The organism is Methylobacterium phyllostachyos (genome assembly GCF_900103445.1).
GTDB classification, from domain to species: domain Bacteria; phylum Pseudomonadota; class Alphaproteobacteria; order Rhizobiales; family Beijerinckiaceae; genus Methylobacterium; species Methylobacterium phyllostachyos.
The window spans coordinates 185,287-205,217 of record NZ_FNHS01000004.1 but is presented as its reverse complement, the minus strand read 5'-3'; the positions used below and the strand labels follow the sequence as shown (position 1 = coordinate 205,217).

Annotated in this window: 18 protein-coding genes and 1 pseudogene; 6 read left to right on the top strand and 13 right to left on the bottom strand. The window is 67.9% G+C overall.

The genetic code is table 11. From position 1 onward, the window contains the following. Positions 1-59: 59 nt before the first annotated feature. Entirely contained in the window at positions 60-773 is a 714-nt protein-coding gene (locus BLQ49_RS08050) for a DNA-binding protein (RefSeq protein ID WP_167627661.1), read from the bottom strand. 635 nt (positions 774-1,408) lie between these two features. Here BLQ49_RS08050 and BLQ49_RS08045 point away from each other — a divergent pair. Continuing rightward, positions 1,409-2,383: pseudogene (locus BLQ49_RS08045) on the top strand (sensor histidine kinase). Continuing rightward, positions 2,380-2,823, top strand: a complete 444-nt coding sequence (locus BLQ49_RS08040) for a response regulator (protein ID WP_091714825.1) — start codon at positions 2,380-2,382, stop codon at positions 2,821-2,823. The pseudogene BLQ49_RS08045 and the gene BLQ49_RS08040 overlap by 4 nt, the downstream one beginning before the upstream one ends. Before the next feature lie 114 nt (positions 2,824-2,937). Here BLQ49_RS08040 and BLQ49_RS08035 read toward each other — a convergent pair whose 3' ends face one another. Next, the gene (locus tag BLQ49_RS08035; RefSeq protein ID WP_091714824.1) at positions 2,938-3,147 is read right to left on the bottom strand and encodes a hypothetical protein; all 210 of its coding nucleotides are present in this window, start codon (positions 3,145-3,147) and stop codon (positions 2,938-2,940) included. Between the two features lie 175 nt (positions 3,148-3,322). After that, on the bottom strand, positions 3,323-4,129 hold the full coding sequence (locus BLQ49_RS08030; protein WP_091714822.1) for an SDR family NAD(P)-dependent oxidoreductase: 807 nt from the start codon (positions 4,127-4,129) through the stop codon (positions 3,323-3,325). 294 nt (positions 4,130-4,423) lie between these two features. Here BLQ49_RS08030 and dps point away from each other — a divergent pair, with 294 nt between their 5' ends. Then, a complete protein-coding gene (gene dps / locus BLQ49_RS08025; RefSeq protein ID WP_091714820.1) occupies positions 4,424-4,960 on the top strand; it encodes a DNA starvation/stationary phase protection protein Dps in 537 nt (178 codons plus the stop codon). Positions 4,961-5,124: 164 nt separating this feature from the next. Here the strand turns inward: dps and BLQ49_RS08020 are convergent, their stop codons facing one another. From BLQ49_RS08020 to BLQ49_RS08005, 4 genes are read right to left on the bottom strand one after another with little or no spacing between them, the layout of a single operon-like run. Further along, positions 5,125-5,721, bottom strand: a complete 597-nt coding sequence (locus tag BLQ49_RS08020) for a class I SAM-dependent DNA methyltransferase (RefSeq protein ID WP_091714818.1) — start codon at positions 5,719-5,721, stop codon at positions 5,125-5,127. After that, entirely contained in the window at positions 5,718-6,860 is a 1,143-nt protein-coding gene (locus tag BLQ49_RS08015) for an acyl-CoA dehydrogenase family protein (RefSeq protein ID WP_091714816.1), read from the bottom strand. Before BLQ49_RS08015 ends, BLQ49_RS08020 begins: the two co-directional genes overlap by 4 nt. Before the next feature lie 13 nt (positions 6,861-6,873). After that, positions 6,874-7,353 carry a DNA polymerase ligase N-terminal domain-containing protein gene (locus BLQ49_RS08010; RefSeq protein ID WP_091714814.1) on the bottom strand — a complete coding sequence of 160 codons (480 nt, stop codon included), beginning with the start codon at positions 7,351-7,353 and terminating at the stop codon, positions 6,874-6,876. 22 nt (positions 7,354-7,375) lie between these two features. Further along, a complete protein-coding gene (locus tag BLQ49_RS08005; RefSeq protein WP_091714812.1) occupies positions 7,376-8,572 on the bottom strand; it encodes a glycosyltransferase family 2 protein in 1,197 nt (398 codons plus the stop codon). Positions 8,573-8,692: 120 nt separating this feature from the next. On the opposite strand from BLQ49_RS08005, the gene BLQ49_RS08000 reads away from it, so the two are divergent. The 3 genes from BLQ49_RS08000 (at position 8,693) to BLQ49_RS07990 (ending at position 11,588) form a co-directional block, all read left to right on the top strand. Further along, a complete protein-coding gene (locus BLQ49_RS08000; RefSeq protein ID WP_091714810.1) occupies positions 8,693-9,901 on the top strand; it encodes an MFS transporter in 1,209 nt (402 codons plus the stop codon). Positions 9,902-9,961: 60 nt separating this feature from the next. Continuing rightward, positions 9,962-11,128: an MFS transporter gene (locus BLQ49_RS07995; RefSeq protein ID WP_244507503.1), complete on the top strand. Its 1,167-nt coding sequence runs from the start codon at positions 9,962-9,964 to the stop codon at positions 11,126-11,128. A gap of 190 nt (positions 11,129-11,318) precedes the next feature. After that, positions 11,319-11,588, top strand: a complete 270-nt coding sequence (locus BLQ49_RS07990) for a DUF2934 domain-containing protein (protein WP_091714806.1) — start codon at positions 11,319-11,321, stop codon at positions 11,586-11,588. Positions 11,589-11,897: 309 nt separating this feature from the next. On the opposite strand, the gene BLQ49_RS07985 is transcribed toward BLQ49_RS07990, so the two are convergent. From BLQ49_RS07985 to BLQ49_RS07960, 6 genes are all read right to left on the bottom strand, one after another. Beyond that, positions 11,898-13,595, bottom strand: coding sequence for a GMC family oxidoreductase (locus tag BLQ49_RS07985; RefSeq protein WP_091714804.1), 1,698 nt, complete (start codon positions 13,593-13,595; stop codon positions 11,898-11,900). A 14-nt stretch (positions 13,596-13,609) separates the two neighbouring features. Then, positions 13,610-14,269 (bottom strand): gluconate 2-dehydrogenase subunit 3 family protein, encoded by a 660-nt coding sequence (locus tag BLQ49_RS07980; RefSeq protein ID WP_091714802.1) that lies wholly within the window; start codon positions 14,267-14,269, stop codon positions 13,610-13,612. A 14-nt stretch (positions 14,270-14,283) separates the two neighbouring features. Then, complete coding sequence (locus tag BLQ49_RS07975; RefSeq protein WP_208859023.1) at positions 14,284-15,318, bottom strand: hypothetical protein; 1,035 nt, start codon at positions 15,316-15,318, stop codon at positions 14,284-14,286. Further along, complete coding sequence (locus tag BLQ49_RS07970; RefSeq protein ID WP_091714801.1) at positions 15,308-16,402, bottom strand: enolase C-terminal domain-like protein; 1,095 nt, start codon at positions 16,400-16,402, stop codon at positions 15,308-15,310. Before BLQ49_RS07970 ends, BLQ49_RS07975 begins: the two co-directional genes overlap by 11 nt. A 15-nt stretch (positions 16,403-16,417) precedes the next feature. Continuing rightward, positions 16,418-18,205, bottom strand: coding sequence for a thiamine pyrophosphate-requiring protein (locus BLQ49_RS07965; protein WP_091714799.1), 1,788 nt, complete (start codon positions 18,203-18,205; stop codon positions 16,418-16,420). Between the two features lie 181 nt (positions 18,206-18,386). After that, on the bottom strand, positions 18,387-19,331 hold the full coding sequence (locus tag BLQ49_RS07960; RefSeq protein ID WP_091714797.1) for an SMP-30/gluconolactonase/LRE family protein: 945 nt from the start codon (positions 19,329-19,331) through the stop codon (positions 18,387-18,389). Positions 19,332-19,931 lie beyond the last annotated feature (600 nt).

Below are 19,931 nucleotides of genomic sequence, written 5' to 3'. Positions count from 1 at the left end.
TAGCCGTGCCGTTCCTCCCGCCGCCGTTCCTCCTGCCGACCCGGTCCCGTCACCGTCCGTCAGGCGGCGTCGTCCTCGGGCCGGCGCCGGCGGTAGCGGCCCGAGCCCTCGGCGGCGAAGAGCTTCTTGAACTTGACCCGCTGGTCGATAACGCCTCGGAGCAGGTCCGTCCCCCATTCATCCGTGTAAGCCTCGGCCTCCTTGACGAACTCGTGCCCGATCCTCGGCACGATCTCCTTCAGGTGCATCGCCTCCCGTTCCGGCAGGATCTCCCAAACCTCCTGCGCCACCCTCCGCCAGAAGGCGAGCGCCCGCACCGTCCGCACATGCTTCCTCATGCGTTCGAGCTCGCCGCCCAGCCGCGCGATCTCGGCGCGCTGCGCCTCGATGACGGCCTCGCGCGCGTCGACCATCCCCAGCGCCTCGTTCCGGAGTTCGCGCTCGGTCGCGATGGCTTCGGCCATGCGGACGCGCTCGCGCTCCAGCACCATCGCCGCCTCGTCCTGCGCCGCCTTCCACAACTCCACGGCCGCCTTGGCGAGGTGCGCCGAGACCTTGTCCGGTATCCCCGCAAGCTCGATGACTGGGCTGTAGCCGCGCTCCTCGGCCCACTGCGCCAGGTGCTCGCCGACGACCTGGTTGTTGCCCGCCACGCCCGCGTTGCGCTTCACCCGCGCCCAGACGTTGCGCAGGGCCACCCGCTCCCCGCCCTCGGCGCGGATCTCGTCGGCCGCCCGCCAGACCTCCCACTTCCGGCGGTCGTTCACCGGCATCGCCCGAGCCCGTTTCCCCGCCATCGCCCGACACCCCCCGCAGGCCCCCAAGGTGCGAGGACACGGTTAACGAAGGCCGAACGACCCGTAGCAGGACTCGCGTAGCGCCTTACGGTATACGCTACCTTCCGAGTCGATCCGGACAGGCTGGTGCCCGAGCCGCGCGAGAGGGCCGCGCAGCGGCGGCCAGGTTTCGCCCAAGTCCCGGTGGTCAAGAAGCCGTACGAGGCGGAAGATTTCCTGCGCGCCTTCCCGGCCTGAGCGCGGCCGTCAGGCCGCGGCACGGCAGACCGCAGGGCGCCGTCTCGCGGCCAGGGATGACGCCCGTCTCACCTCGCCCAGAGGCTGGAACAACCGTGCGGGAAGGTGCATTGCACCCGCCGAGTCGTCTTACCCTACGCGGACGCCCGCCGGCTTGCCCGGGCCCGCGACTTCTCCCTCCAAGGCTCGCACGCAGGGTGCCGCCTCAATCCCCGTGAAAGGTCGTGCCCGTGCCGAAGTCCCGGCAGCCGCTGCAGTCGAAGGCCGTCGCCAACACGCCCCTGGTGAGCCTGCGGCGGGGGAGTGGACAGCTCTTCGAGACCGAGCGTCGTCTTAACGCGGTGCTGAACAACGCCTCAGTCTCCATCTTCCTGATGGATGACCGCCAGCACTGCATCTACATGAACCGCTCCGCCGAGGCGCTAACCGGCTGGACGCTCTCTGAGGTTCTGGCCCGCGACTGCCCGCTGCACGACATCGTGCACCACACCTATCCGGATGGCCGGCCGTTTCCCCTGGAGGAATGCGCCATCGACCGCGCCTTTCCCGAGAACAACCAGGAACGGGGCGAGGAGGTCTTCGTCCACCGGGACGGGCATTTCTTCCCCGTGGGCTTCACCGCCAGCCCGATCCGCGACGACGCAACCAACATCATCGGCACGATCATCGAGGTGCGGGACATCAGCGAGGAGAAGGCGGCGGCCGAGCGCCAGCGCCTGCTGATCAACGAACTCAATCACCGGGTGAAGAACACCCTGGCGACGGTGCAATCCATCGCCGCGCAGACCTTCCGCGGGTAGACGGACCAGGCGGTCCGCGCCGTGTTCGACGCCCGCATGGCCGCCCTGTCGAACGCCCACAACGTGCTGGTCGAGGACAACTGGGAAGGCGCCAGCCTGCGGCAGGTGATCGAGCGGGCCTTGGCCCCCCACCTTCTGGCGGAGGTCGACGTCAACCGCTTTCAGCTACAAGGGCCGGACGCGAGGTTGCATCCCAAGGTGGCCGTGACGCTGGCCATGGCACTCCACGAACTGATGACCAACGCTGCCAAGTACGGCGCCCTCACGGTTCCCGAAGGTCAGGTCGCGGTGACGTGGTCCCTGCATGACAGGGACGACGACCGCCAGCGGCTCGACCTGCTTTGGGAAGAGCGCGGCGAACCGTTGGTCATGGCGCCGACCCGCAAGAGGTTCGGCTCCCGCCTGATCGAGCGGCAGCTGCCCATGGAGTTCGACGGCAACGCCATGATCACCTACGCCCCGGGGGGCGTCACCTGCAGGCTGGAGATCCCACTGACCACCCTCGGCTGGGTCGGCCAGGAAGCCGTGGAAGGGCGGCGCGCGCCATGACGTTGCTGGTCGGACGCCGTGTGCTGCTGGTCGAGGACGAGAGCCTTGTGGCCATGCTCGCGGAGGATATGCTGCTCGACCTCGGCTGCGAGGTGACCGTCGCCATGCGCCTCGACAAGGCGCTCGGCCTGGTCCGGTCCGAGTCCTTCGACATCGCCGTGCTAGACGTGAACCTCGGCGATGCGCGGAGCTATCCGGTCGCCGATCTGCTCCATGAGGGCGGCACCCCGTTCCTGTTCGCGACCGGCTATGGCCAGAAGGGTCTGGAGGGAAGCTATCGGAACGTGCCCGTGCTGCTGAAGCCCTACCAGGCCGATCCGCTGGAGCACCTGCTCGTCCGCCTGCTGACCGGCGGTATGCCCTTGCGTGAAGGTGGCAGGGACCTGCCGCCACCATGCCGGTGCCAGGATACACAGGCAGGCGGCTTTCGCGCCGACTAGGTCCGCTAGGCTGCGCTGGCCGGGGTCAAGCGTTCGGCACCTGGCCTGGAATGGGCGTGACCGCGGTGCTACCGGCCGGGTCAGCCCGCGAGGATCGCCCAGCCGCGTATCGGCTTACCGGAGCGTCGGGGACTCGCCCGGCTGCAGGTGCCGGTCGCCGCCGTCCGGACCGCCGGGCGAGACGTGGTCGTTCAGGCGGGCCAGGTGCTCGAAGACATGCTCGAACGCAGCCGTGACGGCCTTCTCGAAGCTGCCGTCGCCCTTGCCCTGGGAGTCCCTCAGCGCGCCCAGCAACTCGCGATGCTTCTCGGTATCCGTAGACATGGCGTTCCTTTCCGTCCGGGCCTGCCCCGGGGTCGAGGGGAAGCCCCAGTCGCTGGCGGCGGTTCCTGGCATCGCGGTCGCCCCGCCGATGACGCCGGCGCGCCCGCGACGGAGGCCACGGACAGCGACCCGTTCGGCGTCGCGACGCTCGGAGGGGCTGCCGGCTATCGGGGTCCTACGCCCCCATGGTCATGACGGAGCCTCCGTCGACCCGCAGAAACTCTCCGGTGATGAAGCTGGCATGTTCGGAGCAGAGGAACGTCACGGCCGCGGCGACCTCTTCCGCGCGTCCGCGACGCTTGGCGACGATGCCGGGGCGCTCCTCGTCCAGCGTCTGCTGAACGGCCTCGTCGAAGGAGATGCCCTTCTCCTTCGACTTCTTCTCCATCTGCGCGTCGGTCATCGGCGTGGCGATGAAGGCCGGCCCGACCGCGTTCACCAGCACGCCGTCCGGCCCGTAGGCCTTGGACAACCCCTTCGCGAGGTTCAGGACGCCCGCCTTGGCGGCCGCGTAGGGCAGTTCCTCGACGTAGGGCTGCACGGCGTCCTCGGACGAGAACAGCACGACCCGGCCCCAGCCAGCCTTGCGCATGTGTGGGATGAACGCCCTGGTCGCGCGCACTCCGGCCATAAGGTCGGTCTGGATCGCTTCAAGCCAGTCGTCATCGGTCAGTTCGAGGAAATCCCCCGATGCGCCGGTGATGCCGGCGGCGCAGACCAGGATGGTAGGCTTGTCGTCGAAGGCCATGTTGGCGAAGGCGGCGAGCACGTCGATCCCCTTGGCCGTGCTCAGGTCCGCCTCGACGGCGCGAACCTGACCCAGCGCCGCCAGTTCGTTGGCCGTGGCCTGCAGCTCGGGGCCTTCCTTGTCGGTCAGGACAACGTGGACGCCCTCTCGCAGAAGGTGTTCGGCGGTCGAGCGGCCCATGCCCGACTTGGCCCCCGTCACGACCGCGACCCGCCCGCTGATGCCAAGATCCATCTGCACGTTCCGTCATCATTCGAGGGGGCCGCTACGGGCCACGCCATCAGAGGTACGGGTGAAGTCCCCTTTTCGACGGGAGTTCCGTGTCTTTGAACCTCCGTCGGGGTGATACACGCTGGTGCCTCCGTCCGTTATCGTCGGGACGGCATCTGGGGTCCGTTGTGACGACCTCATGACGTTCGTGTGCGATCCTACGTGGCCGGACGCTGTGCCCCTCTCGCAGGTCGACCTTCGAAAAGGGAACCTCCTCTGTCCTCCACAATTGCCGCCTCGGCATAACGGAGCAGAGACATGGCGACGAGCAGCACCCCGCGTACTCACCAAACCCGCAACAACACCAATTCCAACGCCAAGAGGGTGTCCATCGACGCCCTTAACGCACGGCTAGCGGACGGCATCGACCTCGCGCTGGCGATCAAGCAGGCCCACTGGAACCTCAAGGGGCCGCAGTTCATCGGCATCCACCTGATGCTAGACGGCTTCCGCGCCGAGATCAGCGGCCTCAACGACAAGGTGGCCGAACGGGCGGTGCAACTCGGTGGCACGGCGCTGGGCACGGCGCAGGTCGTGGCAGGGTCGACCAAGCTCCCGGCCTACCCGACCGGCATCTATGCCATCGCTGACCATATCGCCGCGCTGATAGACAGCTACGCCGCCTATGCCAACGCGGTGCGTGAGAACATCGACGAGACCGACGAGGCGGGCGACCCCGATACGGCGGATTTATTCACCGAGGTCTCCCGCGCCGTCGACAAGCAACTCTGGTTCCTTGAAGCCCACGTCCAGGAGCCGACGGGCCAGATGCGGGACGGCAACGCCAGCAACTGAGGTTTGGTCCGCCCCTCCTCACCCACCGGGCGGAGGGGCGGTCATGGATTACAAAGCTTTTCATCAGCCTGCCGTACAAGGCCCATTACCTACCCACGAGATTCGCCACCGGCGTCGGGCGCTGGGGACCTGGATCGCTATCAAGCTTGAATGACGAAGGACCATCATAAACGTCTTTCGCGGCACACCAGCACGTCGAGGCGGTACTTGTCCGACCTAGTCTGGTGTTGGGTACGCAAGAAATCGTCGGCGCCGGCCATGAAGCGCTCGGTCGCCTCGTCGCCGGTCAGCGGGTAGTGCGTCTCACCCGTCCAATGGACCAAAACCACGTCGCCGCCCGGCCGCAGGCAGCCGCGAACTCGATGCGCCAAGCGCGTCACGTCGGCCGCATCGAGGTAATAAACCACCTCCGACAGCAGGATCAGATCGAAGGTGCCGTCGGGCCACTGTCCGGGCACCTGGGCGAGTTCGAACCGCACATGCGACAGATCCCGGCACCGGTCGCGAGCCCGTGTCAGGGCGCGGGCCGCCAAGTCAAGGCTCACGAGGGCGTCGGATCGCTTGGCCAGTGCCTCGGTCAGCACGCCGATGGAGCAGCCGACCTCCAAGGCGGAGGAGTAACGGGACCGCGGCAGGGCATCGAGAGTGGCCACGTATTTCGCCCGCTCGTAGTCGCTAGTCTCGAACTCCCAGGGGTCGAGGTTATTTGCGTAGCGCTCGTCGAAGTAGCTTGGCGGCAGGGAACGAGCGTACCGTGTCATGGCGTGGCGCCCACTTCGAAAAGATCGCCGGCGATGCCGTGGCTTTCTAGGATTTCCGCGGCCGCGGTGGTCAACGCACGATCCGGCGCGGGCTGACGAAGGTAGGTGGCTAGGTCGCGCGAGAGCCGCTCCAGGGGGTGCACGCGTAGGAACCCTTGCAGGCCGACTGAGCGCTGCGCGAGCTGCAGCACGTCCAGGCCGGCCCTCTCCACCGCCAGTCGTGCGAGGTTGACGAAGGCGACGACGCTGTCAGGCCCGAGCTCGTCCTCGGCGACGACATGGGCGGCGCGCTCAACCCACCCTCGCGCGCCCACGACCGCAATGGCTCCCTCGCCGAGGCGGGCGAGCTGGTGCGGGTCGCTGCCGCGGCCGGTCTCGGCAAGGTGTCCCCGCCAAGCATCGAAGACGGCCTCGATGCCGCCGAGCTGCACCGCCGCGAAGCGCCAAGCGCCGCCCGAGAACGTTGGCTGGCGGTGGTAGTCGTCCCACACGCCCAGGATATCGTCGTCGGTGACGGCGATGTTTTCGAAGTCAACGGTGCCGGTCGCGGACGCCCGCATCCCGTGGGCTCGCCACGCGGTGAGGTCGGCGCGGTTACCGTGCTCCAGCGGCACGACCAGCATCAGTGGCGGCGCGCCCGGCTCCCGCTTGACCGTCACGAGGGCACGGGTGACGAAGCCGGCGCCTGACGCAAACGTCTTCACGCCCTGCAGGCGGCGGTCATCCCCCAAGCGCAGGCAATCGCCGGGCGTGTCGGTGTTCCAGACCCCGAACAGGTGTCCCGCGCGTGCATCGGCGAACAGGCGCTTCGCCTGAGCCTTGGTGCCGTAACGCGCCACGAGCTGAAGCGCGTTGACGTGGCCCTCGTAGATGCGACCGAGCGCAAGACTGCCGTAGCCTACGAGCCGCAGCACCCTCGCGAGGTCGCGCGCGTCCGGCTCCTCGCCGAGGCCGGCGCCGCCTGCGTTGGCTGGAATTGGCGCCGCGAGCAGGCCTAGGCTGGCGAGGTCGGCGACGTCGTCGGCGGGGAAGCCGTCGTCGCGGTCCTGGCCGCTCGCACGCGCCGCGGCGGCCACGGCCACCTGCCGGGCGGCCGCGACGGCATCGTAGGCTAGGTCGGGCGGTGTCCTCTGATCCATGCGCCTCCTCCCGTCAGGCCACCGCTGCAGCGATTCCCTCGACCGTGCGGCCGGTCACGACCGACAGCGGCTTTTCTTCCAGGATGTCCGGCTCGCCAGGTTGGCGCGCCGCGGCGTCATGGGACTTGATGAGCAGCCAGGATACATGCCGCTCGCGGGGCCGAGGTTTCATGCGCGTGAGACGCCATCGTCCCGTCAGCTTCTCACCATGCAGCGCGAACGCGAGCGAGCCCGCCGCCAGTGCCGCCTCCGGGTCGCCCTCTGGTTCCCAGGTGCCGCTGTCCCATAGCAGAACGACCCCCGCCCCGTAGCTCCCGGACGCGATCACGCCCTCGTAGTCCGCGTAGTCGAGGCCATGGTCCTCGACCTCGACAGCCAGACGGCGATCGCCGGCAACGAGACTCGGGCCGCGCGTAACTGCCCAGCTCTTTAGGACGCCGCCGAGTTCCAGCCGAAAGTCGTAGTGCAGCCGACGGGCGGCATGCTTTTGCATGCGGTAGATCAGGCTGCCTGCCTCACGTATCGCCGGTTCTCTCCAGGGACGCTCGGGCCTGTCCGTAAGCCAGAGACTTGTCTTGCGCGGCGTGGAATGACCGACCGAGGCATCCCGCGCCGCGCATCAGGAGGAGGACCGCGCTCGACCAGCGGGTATGCCGCGGCAGTTCCCGCGGGCGAAGCGGGCGGTAGGTAAGACAAGGACTCGCGGCCTCCACCGCGGCGAGCAGGGCACCAAGCGCCTGCAAACGGGCGATGTCCCGCGCCTCGTCGGCACGGATGCCGAGCCACGGGGCCCAGGAATAGAATTGGTCCAGCCGCCCGGATGCGTGGAGCCGTCGGAGTCTCCTCCGCCAGGCATACCGGAACAGGGCACGAGGCAGCGGCTCAAGGCGCGGATCGCACGGACTCTCTGGCACCTCGCAGCGAAGCTTCATCGTGTCCGCGGCCCCGCCCGGCGCACGCCCATCCAGGCGGCCCGAGGTGACGACGAGGATGTCCGGATCATGGCGCACCCGTGCGTCGCTCGACAGAAGCGAAGAGACGAAAGCCTTGTCCTCGCCGACGGCCAGGGGAGGCATCCCCCCGACCCGCCGGTAGGTTGAGAGCCGGACCGCGAGTGTCGCTCCGGAGGTGGTCCAGTGGCGCGGCCAGGGGTCGTGCGGAACCGGATCGATCAAGGCCTCAAGCTCGACGAGCCTCGCCTCGTAGCCCCCTTCGAGCCGACCCCGCGTATGCAGGGCATCTGGTAGGCGTGCGGCATCGACCTCGTCGAGTGCGATCCTGCCGGCCACGGCGTCGACCCCGTCCGTAATGGCGGCAAGGTTGCGCCTGACCCAGTCGGGTGACACCCGGCTGTCCGCGTCGGTGGTCAGGATTACGCCGTCCGCGGTATCGCCTTCCTCCAACCAAGCCGCAGCCGCCTCCATGGCCTCGCGCCGGGCCCAGCCCGCGTTGGCGCCCTCGTACGAGCGCTTAATCATCCGGACGGGGATGCCCAAGGACGGTTGAAGAGCTGCGACCACATGTGCCGTGGCGTCGGTGCAGTTGTTGAGAAACGCCACCACGCCCAGCCCGCTTGCCCTGATACTTTGCTGGGCGGCCAGGGCCTCAAGGCAAGCGCCGATCCGCTCGGCCTCGTTCCGAACCGGGATGGCGACAACGCACCTGAGCGCGGGCGCCGGGTCCTGGCTCCCGCAATCATCCCCAGTCTCCATGTCGCGACAGTCTCCGACGGCCGCGAAAGGCTTGCCTGCGACCCGAAAGGCAAACCTGGGTCAAGGAACTCCTTTCCTGCGGTTTAGTGCGACCAATGCGACCGCGTTCGAGGGCAGCCCATGCAGCCAGCCACGAGCCTCCTCGCCCTCAACTTCGCCCTGGCCGGTGCACGCGAGGGTTTCGGGCCGTTCCTGGGCGTGTACCTGCAGCATCAGGGCTTCGACCCGGCGGCGACTGGTTTCGCCATGGGCTTGGCTGGCCTCGCTGGCGTCCTCGCCACGACGCCGGTCGGTGCCCTGATCGACCGCACGGCATCCAAGCGCGCCGCCCTGGCCCTGGCCGTCGTGGACATCGCCATGGGGGCAGTGGCCTTGGTCTCGACGAACAACCTCTGGCTAATTGCGCTATCCCAACTCGTCATCGGCGTGGCGAATACCAGCATCGCCCCGCTGATCGCGGCTGTGACGCTCGGCATCGTCGGGCAAAAGGCCTACGGCGAACAAGTCTCGCGCAACGAGGCGTACAACCACGCAGGCAACGCCGCCAATGCCGCCCTCTCCGGCGTACTCGGCTACGCTCTTGGCCTCGGCTACGTCTCCATCGCCATCGTGGTCATGGCGGTCGCCTCCTGCGGGGTCCTGCTAACCCTCGACCAAGGTAGCATCGACCATGAAGCGGCACGCGGCGGCGAGCGGGACGAGCGCTCGACCGTTCGCGTGCTATTCGAAACCAAGCCCCTCTTGCTCCTCGCGGGGACCGTGTTTGCCTATCAGACCGCGAACGGCGCCATGCTGCCGTTTCTGGCGCAGGCGCGCACGGCCGCCGGTGCCGATCCGAGCCTGACCACCGGCGTGATGACCGTGGTCTCCCAAACCACCATGGTCGGGGCGGCGCTCCTGGCAGCTCGCGTCGCTAGAGGCCGCCGGCATGCCGGCGTCCTCTCCCTCGCCCTCGGCCTGGTCGTTATCCGCGGCGTCTTCGCGGCTTCCGCGGCGTCCTGGTGGCTGGTCATTCCTGTCCAGTTGCTCGAAGGCTTCGCGATGGGCCTGGGCGGTGTCGCCGTCCCCGCGCTCGTGGCCAAGATCATGAATAACACCGGCCACGCCAATGCCGGGCTCGGCGGCGTCATGACCGCTTACGGCGCGGGCGCGACCGTGAGCCCGTTGCTCGCGGGCCTCGTCGCGCAGCATCTCGGCTTCCCGGCGTCCTTCCTCGTACTGGCCGCCGTCGCGGCGGTCGGCTTGGCGATGTGGATGGCTGGTCGCCGCATGCTGGGCACGAGCAGCCCGAAAGGTCAGACTGACGGGGCGTCTGCCGAACCGGCCTGACGGCTCGGAGCGGGCGGCATGGGGGCGAGAAGCGGAGTGCAAGGGACCGCGTCGAGTTTGTTGGCGAGTTCCTTCCCCGCCTTCGTGCTGCTGCAGGGAGCGCTCTATGCAGCCTACGGCACCGAAACCCCATTCCTTCCCAGCTTCCTCGGCGAGCGTGGCCTTAGTCCCGCTGAGATCGGCCTCGTGCTCGCGGCGGGCACGCTGATGCGCCTCGCCGCGGGGCCTGTAGCCGGGTACATCGCCGACCGACAGGATGCGACAAGGGCCGTGCTCGGCATCGCCGCCACGGCGTCCGGGCTGATCTCCTTCGCTTACCTCGCCGGGTATGGATTCCGGCCGCTCCTGGCCGTGAGCATGCTGCACGCCTGTGCCATTGCCGGTCTCGCACCGCTCGCGGACGCGCTCGCGCTCGCCGCCGCGGGGCGGGAGCGCACCTACTCCTACGGGTGGGTCCGGGGCGCGGGCTCGGCGGCCTTCGTGCTCGGGACCCTGGCTTCGGGCCTTCTTGTCGCGAGGGCTGGCCTGGCGAGCGTCATCGTGTCGAGTGGCCTCCTGTTCCTCGTCATGGCAGCCGCGACGGCGCGCGTCCCACCCGCCCCGGCGCGGGACGGACCGCCGAGCCTTGGCCTCAGCGGCATCCGCGAACTGCTGGCTCTCAAGCCGTTCCGGCGCGTGCTCCTCGTGGCCGCTCTCGTCATCGGCAGCCACGCCCTCAACGACGGCTTCGCGGTCATACGCTGGCGCGAAGCCGGCATCGGGCCGGGGGCGATCAGCCTGCTCTGGTCGGAGGCGGTCGCGTCCGAGGTGCTCGTCTTCGTGCTCGTGGGTCCCTGGATCCTGGCGCGCCTCGGCACGGCCCGATCCGCCCTGCTGGCCGCCGGCCTCGGCGTCCTGCGCTGGTCGGCCATGGCCACGACGGCCGCGGTGCCGGTACTGGCGGCCATCCAGCCGTTGCACGGCCTAACCTTCGCGCTGCTGCACCTGGCCGCCATGCACCTGATCGCCAGGGTCGTGCCGCAGCGTCTCTCCGCCAGCGCCCAGACGCTCTACGGCACGCTCGGCCTGGGAGTGGCGTCGGCGATCCTGACCGCGACCGGCGGACTGCTCTACGGTACGCTCGGCGCCGGCGCGTTCTGGACCATGGCCGCGCTGTGCGTGTTGGCGTTCCCCTTGATCGCCGGCCTGCGCCAGGATGATGCGCCCTCCGAACTGCAAGCGCCCTGAATTGCGCGTTGCGTGCGCTGGCTTCCCCGGTGCACACCCTGCGCGGCTGGAAACCCCTTCCACGCTCAATGCTTGCGAGGAATCCTTCGAGATCGCGAGAAAGCTCTTGAAGGAGGCCGCCGAGGCCATTCACCCGACGTCTCTTCACGCGTCGTCGGGCGAACCCATCTGATACCCGGACAGACGCCCCATGGCAGTGCCGCAGAACCCCACGTTCGCGCAGATCCGAGAACGAGCCTACGAGCTTTGGGAGCGCAACCATCGACCGGATGGCGTTGAGGTGCAGTTATGGCTGGCGGCGGAGCGTGAGCTTCGTGCCGAGATACGGGCTGACCCACCTCCCGATGGGCCGGCGGCCGACGCAAGTAACGGTGCCGAGGAGCGGCAACGACACGGCGGCACGTCTGGCGAGAGGCATGGAGGCCGGGCATCGGGATCCTCGAACGCAGTTTCCTCCTGACCTACAATGCCGGTACGGGCATTCGCCACGCTGCGACCTCAGCGGCCCTCGTCGCCGGGTACCAGCCAGAGCGAGCGGACGAGTTCGTCTCGACGGCAAAGCGAGATCCGATGGCGTGGTTCGGATGCCAGTCGACCCGTGTGGGAGCACGGACCGGGCATGGCAGCGTCCACCCCCGAACCAACGTCCCGCAGAACGTTTCTCGGACGCGGGCGAACGGTGAACCATCGGTGGCCATTCGCGGCGCTTCATGGCCGAGCCGTCGGCTGATGAGGAATTGTCGTTCGTCCCGTGGACCGGGGATGGTAGTCACCGCCGTCTCGCGAGTATCCGATCCGCGGTGCGCAACGCGACCGCTTGAATCGTGAGCGAGGGATTCACGCCGCCCACCGTCGGGAAGACCGAACCATCGCAAACGTACAGGTTCGGGATGTCCCAGGACCGGCAATCGGCATCGACCACCGAGGTGCGCGGGTCGGCACCCATGCGAGCCGTGCCGTTGAGGTGGCAGGTGTCGTCGCCCTGATCCCAGACCTCGCGCCCGCCCGCGGCTGACAGGGCCTCGCGCAAAAACTTCAGGGCATGGCGGTTCAGCGCCTTGTCGTTGTCGCACCAGGAGTAGGTGATGCGTGCCACCGGCAGACCGTACTGGTCCTTCACGTCCGCGAGCGTCACCCGGTTGCGCTCCTGCGGCATGTACTCGGAGACGACCTTCAGCCCGGCGACGTGGTTGTAGCGCTGCATCTCGGCCACCAGCGCCTCCCCCCACAGGCCGTGCGCGGAGGCCTGAGTATTGGCCCATAGCTGCGGCAGCGGCCCCTGGCTCATGTAGGAGTAACCGCCGAAGAAGTCCTTCGCGAAAGGGCCATGGCCCTTGTCGTCGTAGTTCCAGTGCTCGCTGATCGCCAGTGATGGTGGGCCCTTGTAGCTGCGGATCTCCTCGTCGAAGACGCCCCAGACCGCCTGGTTGCCCTGAACCATCAGGTTCCTGCCGACGAGGCCCGAGGAATTGGCAAGTCCGTCCGGAAACTCCTGGTTCGCCGAATTCAGGAGGAGCCGCGGCGTCTCTATGGCGTAGCCCGCCACCACGACGTTCTTCGCGCGCTGGAACCGCCATTTCCCCTCACGGAAGTAGTGGACACCGGTCGCGCGCCCGTTCCGCGTCTCGATCCGCCCGACCATGGCGAGGTCGCGGATCTCGGCGCCGGCCTTCAGGGCGCGGGGCAGGTAGCTCACGAGCACGCTCTGCTTGGCGTTCGTGGAACAGCCCAGCGTGCAGAAGCCGCGGTAGACGCAAGGAGGCGCGTCGCCGTGCGGGGCCGAGACCGTGGCGAGCGGCGTCGGCGTCCAACCGATGCCCATCGCCTCCGCGCCCCGGGCCAGCACCTTGGCGGCGGCGTTGATCTCGTGCGCGCGGCGGTGATAGCGGCGCCGGTACGGCCCCCAGGGATAGTTTACCGGGCCGGAGATCTTCAGGTCGTCCTCGACCTGATCGTAGTAACGCCACATCTCCCGCCAATCGAGGGGCCAATCGGCGCCGTAGCCCATCAGGGTGCGGGTCTTGAACCATTCCGGCCGGAAGCGCAGGGCCACCATGGCGTAGTGCACAGTCGAGCCGCCCACCGCCTTGCCGGAATTGTTCGAGCCCATCTGCAGCGGGTTCTCGCCGTCGACGATGCGTTCGTCCGTCCAATAGAGTTTGGATTGGTGGCTCTCGTCCGAGGCGAAGTCCTCCAGCGGCCGGAAATACGGGCCGGCGTCGAAGGCCACGACCGACAGGCCGCCCTCCGCGAGCCGACAGGCCAGGGTTCCGCCGCCCGCTCCGGTGCCGACGATGGCGAAGTCGACCTCCTCCTCGTCCCGGTGCTGGCGCATCGGCACCCATTCGCCGATCCGCATGACGTTGGGAGCGCGACCGTCGCGGGCGCGGGGATGGTGCTCCGGGTCGTCGCCGGGCGTGACGTGCTTGGGGTTGTCGGCGGCGTTGCCGAGGCCGGGGATGCGCATCGAGGGAGGTATCCTTATCGGCCGACCCGGAGGTTCTCTTGGTAGGCCTCGTCCTCGCGGCCAGGCTTGGCCTCGGCGGCCTCCCAGGGGTCGCGGCGGTCGAAATCCATGCGGACGTAGCCGCGCGGGCTCGCCGGCCCGCCCCAGCCGATCTCGTTCCAGGCCGTGGGGTGGGCGTAGTACGCCTTCACCACGTCGGCGAGGATGCGCTGGTGAAAGAACAGCTTCGAGGGCATGCCCTCCCAGACAGCGCTATCCAGGTCACCCTTCTCGGCCAGCTTCAAAAGCTCGTCCTGCGCCCAGGCGCCGAGCTCGTGGAAGCGTGCCCCGAACCGTGCCCGTGCCTCGCTATCGAGGGCCCGCAGTCCCAGGCGCCATGCCTCGCGCTCCCCGGGCAGTTCGGCGTTGCGGTAGCCGTCGCGGGTATCGGTCGCGAGCTTATGGTCTACGAGGGCGGCCACCGGAACCGGATCCGCCCGGTCGGCGGGTTGCGGGACGATCCGCTCGGCCAGCGCCGTCATCGTCGACCATTCGACCTCGTCGAAGAAGCGACGGGTCTCCGGTCCGATGGCGAGCCGTTTCTCCAAAACCTCGCGGGTCTTGGCGTTCCAGGACGGGCCGTCGCGCTTCGCGAGCACGTCGTAGCCCGGATAAAGGTCCAGTCTCGAACGCATGGGATCCTTTGGGGTCAAAAGCGGATGCGGCTGCGTTCGATGAGTTCGAGGGCCGCGAGCCCCCCGAGCGCGACACCGGAGAAAGAAGGTGGGGCCGGCAGCGGCGGCCCGTCGATGAGGTTCTGGCGCCAATTGGCCCAGCCGCCCATCATCCGGGCGACGCCGTAGGCGTGGAAGGCGACGCCGCCGACGCCCATCGCCGACACCGCCCACATCCCCCACTTGGCGGTAGCTTGGCTCGCTCCCTCCGGCTTGGTCGCGGCCCGGACGAGAAGGGCGGCGGCGAGCGGCGGCAGGGTGACGGGAACGAACATCGCCGGGTTCTGGAAGGCACCCCGGAAGTGAAGCAGCCCAGCCTCCAGAGTCGTGCCGACGAGCATGCCCGCCGTGGCGACTGCCAAGGAACGTCCGGCCGATAGACCGGCGAGGTGGGGCTCGTCAGGGTCGGCGTCGCGCACGCGTTCGGCGACGACCCCGAGGACGCCGGCCAGCGTCAGCGCCATCGGCGCGCCGATGGGGGCGGAATAGAACAGGTTCTGGAAGGAGTAGCCGCCCTCGCGCTTGCCGACGTTGTAGGCGTGGAAACCGAAGCCGATCAGCCCTGTCAGGCCGGCGAGCGCCTGCACTGCGTGCCGGACGCGGGAGCTACCGGTGTCGGTGTCGCCGGCCCCGTGCAGGGATGCTGCGAGGGTGACGCTGGACACGACGATGGGTGTGTACATCGCCCGGTTGAAGAACTGGCCGCGGTAGTGCTCCAGGCCGGAATCGAACAGTACCGAGGCGGCGAGCATCGTCGAGGCGTGGTTCAGGCGCTGCGCCGCGCTCGCGGTGACATCGTGCCCCCGTGAGCTGTAGCTGCGACCGCCGGCGGCAAGCCCCAGAGGCTTGGAGCGCCCGGCGGCGAACCAAGTCAGCAGACCGGCCCCCGCCGCCACCGCGGCGAGGACCACCACCGGGTGGACGGCGGCCTCGACACGTACGGGTGCGACACGACGTTTGACGCTGGCGGCGCGTCGTCTCGGCGGTCGGGAGGCGCGGTCAGACGGCATAGGCATCGGCGTCCCGAGTCTTGAGGATCAGGCCATGGCCCGGCCGGGTCAGGTCGGGGGTGATCACGCCATCGTGCGGCACGGGTGCCCCGTCGAACAGCATCCGCTCGATGCGGGCGTGGTCGTGGAACCATTCGAGGTGTCTGAAGCGGGGGGCAGCAACGGCCACCGGGAGGTGCAGGGCAGGGGCGCAGTGACCAGAGAGGTCGATATGCGCCGCCTCGCAAAGGGCCGCCATCTTCAGGAAGCCGCTATAGCCGCCGCAACGGGTCACGTCCGCCTGGGCCACATCGACCGCCCCTGCGTCGAGCAGCCGACGCAAGTCGTCCAGGGTATAGACGTACTCACCCGCGGCGACCTCCATGCTGGCAGGTGCAGAGGCACGGACGTAAGCCATACCCGCGGGATCGTCGCTGGACACGGGCTCTTCGAACCATATGACGCCGAACCGCTCCGCCACCTGCGCGGCGCCGATGGCGCGCTTCGGTGTAAAGGCGCCGTTGGCATCGATGAACAGGCGTGCATTGCCGATGGCCGCCTTTGCGACCGCCATGCGCGCCGGGTCGCGCTCGGGAGCGCTGCCGACCTTCATCTTCACCGCCCGGCAGCCATCCCGCTCGACCCACCCGGCAAGCTGCTCGCGCAACTGCCGGTCGTCGTAGCTCGTAAAGCCGCCGCTTCCGTAGATCTCCGCGTGTTCCCGCGCCTGCCCGAACAGGCTTGCCAGGGATACGTCGAGGAGGCGTGCCTTGAGGTCCCACAAGGCGGTGTCCAATGCCGAGATCGCCGTGGCGGCGAGCCCGGAGCGCCCGAGGTTCCGCACGGCGCCCCACAGCACGGCATTGGCCCGCGGGATGTCGAAGGCGGACAACCCGGTAAGACGCGATGCGAGCGTGCCTACAATCAAGCGCGCGATACTTGCGTCGGTGTAGCTGTAGCCGAGGCCGGTCTCACCACCGGCCTCGACATGGACGACGACGATGGTCGTCTCGTCCCAACTGAGCGTCCCGTCCGCCTCCGGCGCGTCGGTGGGAACGGTGAAGGCCCGCGCCCGCACCGTTCCGATCCCCTGATCGTCACGCATGCCGTGGAAGCCGTCCTACTTGCTGCCGGGTAGGACGGAACTCAGCACCTGACGCGCAGTGTCGACGAGGAGATGGCGCTCCTTCGGATCGCCCTTGCCGAGCATCGACATGAAGTTCTGCACCTGCTGGAGCGTGAAGAACGGCGGCAGCGGCGGCACCTCGGGGTCGGTCTTCACCTCCAGCACCACCGGCACCGAGCTCGCGAGCGCCTCGTCCCAGGCCGCGCCCATCCGGGTGGGATCATCGACGTAGATGCCCTTGAGGCCGATCAGCTCTGCGAACTTGTGATAGGGCACGTTCGGGATAGTCTGGCTCGCCTCGAACTTGGGGTTGCCCTCCATCACCCGCTGCTCCCAGGTCACCTGGTTCAGGTCCTCGTTGTTGAACACGCAGCAAATCCAGGTCTTGTTGGACCAGCGGTGCATGTACTTCGAGACCGTGATCAACTCGGCCATGTTGTTCATCTGCATGGCCCCGTCTCCGACGAGGGCGATCACCGGCCGGTCGGGATGGGCCACCTTGGCGGCGATGGCATAGGGGACCGCGGCACCCATGGAGGCGAGACCGCCGGATAGCGAGCACATCTGGCCGCGGCGCATCTTGAGGTCACGGGCGAACCAGTTGGCGCAGGAGCCGGAATCCGAGGTGATGATCGCCCGCTCGGGCATGCGCGGCGAGAGTTCCCATGTCACGCGCTGCGGGTTGACCGGATTGGCCTTGGCCATCGCGCGGTCCTCGGCCTCCTTCCACCAGGAAACCATCCCCTTCTCGATGCCGGTGCGCCAGGAGCCGCCCTCTTTCTTCTGGTCGAGCAGGGGGAGCAGGGCACGCAAGGTCTCGGCGGACTCGCCGCACAGCGGCACCTCCATGGGATAGCGCAACGACAGCATCTCCGGGGAAATGTCGATCTGCACGCCACGCGCCTGCCCCTCCTTCGGCAGGAACTCAGCCCAAGGGAAGCCGGAGCCGACCATGAGGAGGGTATCGCAATCCTCCATCATGTCCGATGAGGGCTTGGACCCGAGCAGGCCGATGGTGCCGGTCACGAAAGGCAGGTCGTCGGGGAGAGCCGCCTTGCCGAGGAGGGCCTTCGCGACACCAGCCTGAAGCTTGTTGGCGACGGCGATGACCTCATCGGTGGCATGCAGCGCGCCCGCACCGACCAGGATCGCGACCTTCTTGCCGGCGTTCAGCACGTCGGCGGCGCGACGCAGATCGGTATCGAAGGGCACGACCTTCGGCGCGGTGTAGCCGACGCCCGAGAAGGTATTGCCGTGCTTGCGCACGGGCGCCTCGTAGGGAACATCCTGTAGGTCGTTTGGCAGAATGATGGCCGAAACCTTCCGTTCGGCCTTGGCGATCCGCATGGCGCGGTCGACGATGTGGCGGACCTGCGCGGGCGAGGACGCCTGCTGCACGTAGGCGGCGACGTCCTTGAAGACGCTCGTGAGGTCGAACTCCTGCTGGTAGTGCGCGCCGTTGACGTTGCGCGCCTGCTGCCCGCAGATCGCGAGAAGCGGGACGTGATCGAGATGGGCGTCGTACATCCCGGTCAACAGGTGCGTCGCACCGGGCCCGGAGGTTGCCATGCAGACGCCAACCTCACCGGTGAACTTGGCGTAGGCCGCGGCCATGAACGCAGCCATCTCCTCGTGCCGGACCTGGATGAACTCGAAAGGCAGGTCGTTGCGCTGGAGGGCGCCGAGCAGGCCGTTGATGCCGTCACCGGGATAGCCGAAGATCTTCTTCACCCCCCACTCGGCCAGGCGTTTCCAGAAAAAGTCGGCGACGGCTTCGGCCATGGCGGGTCCTCGGGAATGGGTATTGATGCCGCCCGCTTGGCGAACGTGGTCGGGGGCGGCATGGGATGGAGTCTGCGTGTACCGGCACACGGCTTCCTTCGTGCGAGGCCAACCTCGCGTGAGAACCCAGGTTCCGAGGAGTTTCCGAAGCGTTCTGACGATGCCGTGATCTCATCCCGATCTACCGGGCGGCGAGGTCCAGGGCATACAGGTGCTGTTTGGACGTGATGAACAGCCGTTGCTGCTCTGGGGAGAAGCAGAGGTTGGAACACACCTGGGGCGTCGGGATCAGTCCGAGACGGTGCCCTTCCGCGGAGAGGACCTGGACCCCTGCTTCCGAGCTCGTCCAGATCCAGCCTCGATCGTCCACACGGAAGCCGTCCGGCACACCGGGCTCGATCTCGGCGAAGACCCGCGGTTCGCCTAGCGTTTGGTCATCCACGACCGCGTATTCGTGGATCGTGTGCCCGTCGCCGCCCTCAGTCCGTGAAGTGTCGCTGACGTACAGGGTGCGCCCGTCCGGCGAGAAGGCCAGCCCGTTCGGTTGGCCGAGGTCGGTCATGCGCCTGACGGAGCCGTCCGCCGGGTTGAATCTGTAGACGCTGTGATGGCCCAGGTCGGACGCGGCCAACACTCCCTGCCTGGGTAACCGCAGCCCGTAGGCGGGATCGCTGAACCAGAGGGCGCCGTCGGCGGCGCAGACCACGTCGTTCGGTGCGTTGAAGCGGCGGCCCTCGTAGGTCTCGACGAGCGCTTCGTATCGTCCGTCGGGGCTCGTGCGCGACAGGCGGCGATTGCCGTGCTCGCAATGGACGAGGTTGCCGTCTCGGTCGACCGTGTTGCCGTTGATGAACGGGGTGGCGTCGATGACGACCCGCACACAGCCGTCGGCGTGCCAGCCAAGCACCCGGCGCCCCTCGACATCGGACCAGACCAATATGCCCCGTGCCGGCCACCAAGTCGGCCCCTCGCTGAAGATTGCTTGGTCGTAGAGCGAGACGAGGCGGGCATGGTGGGGCACCACCTCGGAGAAGCGCGGGTCTGACGCCCGGGGTGGATCGACGTGAGGGACGGGCTCGGGCGGACCGGGGCGCCGCAGCAGGTTCGATGCGGGTTCGGCGTTCATGATCCCTCCCTAGTCGAGATTTTAAAGCACCCGAGTCGGGCATGTCTTGGTCGGCTAATCCCGTCGGGTCGATGTCGTTCTCCCGCCTCCCCCGGCTTACACGTCAGGTACGACCTGAGGACATGAGATCGGTGTACCTATGGGCTCTAGAAAACGCCGGGTTATTGGCTGTCCTTCAGCAACCGGCACCGTGGGGGCGCGGCCAGACGCAATCGTGAGCTTCATCTTCAGAGAGGCAATAACGGGGTCCTTTGGCTACCTCGACCTCCACATCCTCTATGATCGACCCCGTCCAAGCGCCGCTTTCGCCCTCATCGTTGCCGATGACGCATTGGTCCGCATGGATGTGATGAGAAATCGTCAAGGATGCCAGGTTCGAGCTATCATCAGGCGCGCAAGTCGCTGAGTGATGGAGTTGTGATCCGACCGTCACTCGCTGTTGTTGTAGCCAGCAATGGGCTTTCTAATACCGAAGGGGTTGGTTCGCTTTTCCCCGCCTCCAATGCTCTACAGACAATTGGCCACTCTTCTCGGTCATAGTCGGGGCAGATCTCCGGGCAGCCGTGGACCAGCACGACGGTGGGTTTGGCCCTCGCACGC

Coding starts and splice junctions, on each gene's coding strand:
- BLQ49_RS08050 (WP_167627661.1), bottom strand. CDS start 773: ATGCCGGTGAACGACCGCCGGAAGTGGGAGGTCTGGCGGGCGGCCGAC.
- BLQ49_RS08040 (WP_091714825.1), top strand. CDS start 2,380: ATGACGTTGCTGGTCGGACGCCGTGTGCTGCTGGTCGAGGACGAGAGC.
- BLQ49_RS08035 (WP_091714824.1), bottom strand. CDS start 3,147: ATGTCTACGGATACCGAGAAGCATCGCGAGTTGCTGGGCGCGCTGAGG.
- BLQ49_RS08030 (WP_091714822.1), bottom strand. CDS start 4,129: ATGGATCTTGGCATCAGCGGGCGGGTCGCGGTCGTGACGGGGGCCAAG.
- dps (WP_091714820.1), top strand. CDS start 4,424: ATGGCGACGAGCAGCACCCCGCGTACTCACCAAACCCGCAACAACACC.
- BLQ49_RS08020 (WP_091714818.1), bottom strand. CDS start 5,721: ATGACACGGTACGCTCGTTCCCTGCCGCCAAGCTACTTCGACGAGCGC.
- BLQ49_RS08015 (WP_091714816.1), bottom strand. CDS start 6,860: ATGGATCAGAGGACACCGCCCGACCTAGCCTACGATGCCGTCGCGGCC.
- BLQ49_RS08010 (WP_091714814.1), bottom strand. CDS start 7,353: ATGCAAAAGCATGCCGCCCGTCGGCTGCACTACGACTTTCGGCTGGAA.
- BLQ49_RS08005 (WP_091714812.1), bottom strand. CDS start 8,572: ATGGAGACTGGGGATGATTGCGGGAGCCAGGACCCGGCGCCCGCGCTC.
- BLQ49_RS08000 (WP_091714810.1), top strand. CDS start 8,693: ATGCAGCCAGCCACGAGCCTCCTCGCCCTCAACTTCGCCCTGGCCGGT.
- BLQ49_RS07990 (WP_091714806.1), top strand. CDS start 11,319: ATGGCAGTGCCGCAGAACCCCACGTTCGCGCAGATCCGAGAACGAGCC.
- BLQ49_RS07985 (WP_091714804.1), bottom strand. CDS start 13,595: ATGCGCATCCCCGGCCTCGGCAACGCCGCCGACAACCCCAAGCACGTC.
- BLQ49_RS07980 (WP_091714802.1), bottom strand. CDS start 14,269: ATGCGTTCGAGACTGGACCTTTATCCGGGCTACGACGTGCTCGCGAAG.
- BLQ49_RS07975 (WP_208859023.1), bottom strand. CDS start 15,318: ATGCCGTCTGACCGCGCCTCCCGACCGCCGAGACGACGCGCCGCCAGC.
- BLQ49_RS07970 (WP_091714801.1), bottom strand. CDS start 16,402: ATGCGTGACGATCAGGGGATCGGAACGGTGCGGGCGCGGGCCTTCACC.
- BLQ49_RS07965 (WP_091714799.1), bottom strand. CDS start 18,205: ATGGCCGAAGCCGTCGCCGACTTTTTCTGGAAACGCCTGGCCGAGTGG.
- BLQ49_RS07960 (WP_091714797.1), bottom strand. CDS start 19,331: ATGAACGCCGAACCCGCATCGAACCTGCTGCGGCGCCCCGGTCCGCCC.